General features: G+C 32.4%; 3 protein-coding genes. All 3 read left to right on the forward strand.

Annotated elements, in window-relative coordinates; genetic code table 11:
- The first annotated feature begins 120 nt into the window (after positions 1-120).
- The 3 genes from C8N41_RS16605 (at position 121) to C8N41_RS16615 (ending at position 3,222) form a co-directional block, all read left to right on the forward strand.
- Positions 121-978, forward strand: coding sequence for a GIY-YIG nuclease family protein (locus C8N41_RS16605; RefSeq protein WP_115840097.1), 858 nt, complete (start codon positions 121-123; stop codon positions 976-978).
- Between the two features lie 160 nt (positions 979-1,138).
- Entirely contained in the window at positions 1,139-1,702 is a 564-nt protein-coding gene (locus C8N41_RS16610) for a hypothetical protein (protein ID WP_147298985.1), read from the forward strand.
- Between the two features lie 167 nt (positions 1,703-1,869).
- The gene (locus tag C8N41_RS16615; RefSeq protein ID WP_115840099.1) at positions 1,870-3,222 is read left to right on the forward strand and encodes a TrkH family potassium uptake protein; all 1,353 of its coding nucleotides are present in this window, start codon (positions 1,870-1,872) and stop codon (positions 3,220-3,222) included.
- Positions 3,223-3,469 lie beyond the last annotated feature (247 nt).

Raw genomic sequence — 3,469 nt, forward strand, 5'->3', positions numbered from 1 at the left:
CCTACTCACGAAAAACCTCGCGGTTTTTCTATTTCGATTATTATTTGCTAACTTACTGGCTGAAACAACGCTACAAATCATATACTAAACCGTTGGCGTGCATTTAAAAAACCGAACTAAATGAGAAAATTTGGAAAGACAATTAAGTTGTTTTTAATAGATGGAGAACCTAATGGAAGAATGACTTGTGAGCTTTCCAATTGGACAGGAAAAGCATATAAAATTCCGAGAATTCTGATTAAGGAATCATATTCAAGAGAAGATTTACAGAATCCTGGAATCTATTTACTCTTTGGAGAAAATGAGGATGGAAAAGGATTGGTTTACATTGGAGAGGCTGAAACTATAATTGACAGACTAAAACAACACGTTTCTCAAAAAGAATTTTGGACTGAAGTTATATTATTCATAAGCAAAGACGAAAATCTGAATAAAGCACATATCAAATATTTAGAAAGTCGCTTATATGAGATTACCAAAAAAGTTAATCATTACGAATTAGAGAATAATACAGTTCCTTCAAAATCTTCGATATCGGAATCTGAAATAGCGGAAATGGAGGAATTTATTGAAAACATAAAACTTCTTACCAATACTTTAGGACATCGAGTTTTTGAAACATTGGTTAGCGCAGAAGCTAATAAGACTAAAAAGTCTAATACTTTTTATATAAAAGCTGCAAGAGGAGCAAATGGATTTGGAATACCAAGCTCAAAAGGATTTATTGTTTTTAAAAATAGTGAGGTAGCAACAAGCACGACTGAATCGATGCAGAAATCACTTAAAAACATAAGAGAACGATTAATTGAAAATAAAACAATAATCAAATCAGAAAAAGGACTTGTATTTGACAGAGATTATGAGTTTTCAAGTCCATCAACTGCTGCAGCTATTTTAATGGGTAGAAATGCAAATGGACTTCGAGAATGGAAATTGAAAAGCGGAAAAACTTTAAAAGAATACGAAACAACTGAATAATAAAAAACGACACGCCAACAACGTGTATAGCTCATTGCGGCTGAATTCCTAATCGGAATTCATTGCAATTTGCTATCTTTCGGTTACGGCGGAAAATCATAGCTGATTTTCCGCAACGAGCCATACACAAAACCGTTGTATGCAATTAAAACCAAACTATATGAAAAAAAACTTACTGATTATCTTATTGACAATTTTCACTTTAAATTCTTGTCAATCACAGTCGAAAGACAAAACTGAAATGTATAAGACTGAATCTGGCGAATATGCTTCTGAAAGTGGGAATTTTATAATTGACTTTCCAATGAAACCAAAATTGCAAGTTATAGATAATCAAATCGGGACAGACAAATACAAAATCTATAATTATCAAGCAGTTGCTGGACAACAAATGATATATATGGCTGAATATATTGACTTTCCTGAATATGTAATGAAATCTTGGGACAAAGACCAAGCCTATCAACAAATTTTAAAGACAACTGAAGCAAAATATGGCGGAGTTTTCAAATTGACTAAACAAGAGCCAACCGAACAACATAATCTGAAAGGAATTTATTATGAATTCTCTTTAAATCCAGATGCGAATGTTCCAAGAGGAGTTAAAGGCGGAATTAAAGGCAAAATTTTCTTTGTCGGAAATAGGTCTTATCAACTGACTTATCTTGGCGAAGAACAAGAATTAATCGAAACATATCTGAATCCATTCAGACTCATAAAATAACTGCATACAACAATGGCTATAAGTAATTGCTGGTTCTCGTCTACTTTGGAAATTCCTGCGGAATTTCCAACTTGGTGTGTACTTGCAAAGTTAATCGTTAACCCACGCAACTACTCATAGCCGAGACCGTTGTGTGTCATTTACAAACAAAAACCTGAATACAAAAAATGGAAAATAAAACATACAAGAAAATATCTAATTGGTACCGAAAATTCCAAATTAGTAAATCACCTCAAATGAATTTAGTTTGGGGATTCTTTTTGTATACGCTCATTGGATTTATTTTACTGTCTATTCCTTTATTTCACAAAACCGACATATACTTTTTAGATAATTTGTTTATTTCGACTTCTGCAATTTCTACTACTGGACTTGTAACTATAAGCGTTTTCGATTCCTATAATTTTTTCGGTCAGTTTGTTATTATGGTATTAATACAAATTGGCGGAATTGGATATATGACTCTAACGACATACTATTTAATATTTACCACAAAAAAAATAACGCATTGGCATAGTAAATTAATAGGTGCGGAATTTACTTTACCCAATACAATTCAGATAAAAGATTTCATCAAAAGCGTTATTGTTTTTACCCTAATAATGGAAACAATTGGAGCTATACTTTTCTACTTTGCCTTTACCAATTCTGGAATGGGAAGTTTAAAAGCAATTTGGTTTTCAATTTTTCATAGTATTTCATCCTTTTGCACAGCTGGATTTGGATTGTTTAATGATGGTTTCGAAAGCTATCAAGACAATACTTTTATTAATACAATTATTTCTGTATTAGCAATTTCAGGTTCTTTGGGTTTTATTGTAATTACAGATTTGTGGTATCGAATTAGGGGTAAATCAAAAGAAATTTCGTTTACAACTAAAATCATTGTTTATGGCTTTTTGTTTTTGCTTTTTTTAGGTACGTTACTCATTTACACAACAGAGTCATCATCTATTCTTGGCTCAAATAGTTCACTAATGACATCTTTCTTTCAAGCAATGTCAGCTATGACAACAGTTGGGTTCAACACTATACCTATTGGTGAATTATCCTTGCCAATTTTGTTGCTTGTAACCTTTCTTATGTACATCGGAGCTTCGCCTTCGGGAACAGCAGGAGGAATGAAAATAACGACATTAACGGCAATGCTATCAATATTAAAAAGCCGATTGTTTGGTCAAAAAAAAATCACATTTTTAAACCGACTTATTCCATTTGAGAGAATATATGTTGCGACATCTACTTTTATGCTTTATACGAGTTTAATTTTCTTGTTTTCATTTTTACTTTCTTACTTTGAAAACTTTTCTTTTGAAAGCATATTATTTGAAGTAGCATCCGCTTTAGGAACTGTTGGATTAAGCACAGGAATTACAGGAGATTTATCTAACATTGGGAAAACATTGATAATTATTTTAATGTTTATTGGTCGAGTTGGAGTTCTAACTTTTGGATTTGCTTTGTTGCAACAAAAAGATAACGATTCTAAAAAAATCAGAGCTGATGATTTGGCTGTATGAAAAAATTAATATAAGGAAAAATAGAAAAAAACGCCACACAACAATGGCTATAAGTAATTGCTTGTTCTCGCCTTCTTTGGAAATTCCGCAGGAATTTCCAACTTGGTGTGTACTTGCAAAGTTAAGTGCTAACCCACGCAACTACTCATAGCCGAGACCGTTGGCAGTAATATGACCTAAACCCAATCTGAATCTTCCAAAGTAAAGATTTCGCTAATTTCAACTTCGAAAATTTGAGCTAATCTTA

The organism is Winogradskyella sediminis (genome assembly GCF_003387355.1).
Taxonomy (GTDB): Bacteria; Bacteroidota; Bacteroidia; order Flavobacteriales; family Flavobacteriaceae; genus Winogradskyella; species Winogradskyella sediminis.

Coding starts and splice junctions, on each gene's coding strand:
- C8N41_RS16605 (WP_115840097.1), top strand. CDS start 121: ATGAGAAAATTTGGAAAGACAATTAAGTTGTTTTTAATAGATGGAGAA.
- C8N41_RS16610 (WP_147298985.1), top strand. CDS start 1,139: ATGAAAAAAAACTTACTGATTATCTTATTGACAATTTTCACTTTAAAT.
- C8N41_RS16615 (WP_115840099.1), top strand. CDS start 1,870: ATGGAAAATAAAACATACAAGAAAATATCTAATTGGTACCGAAAATTC.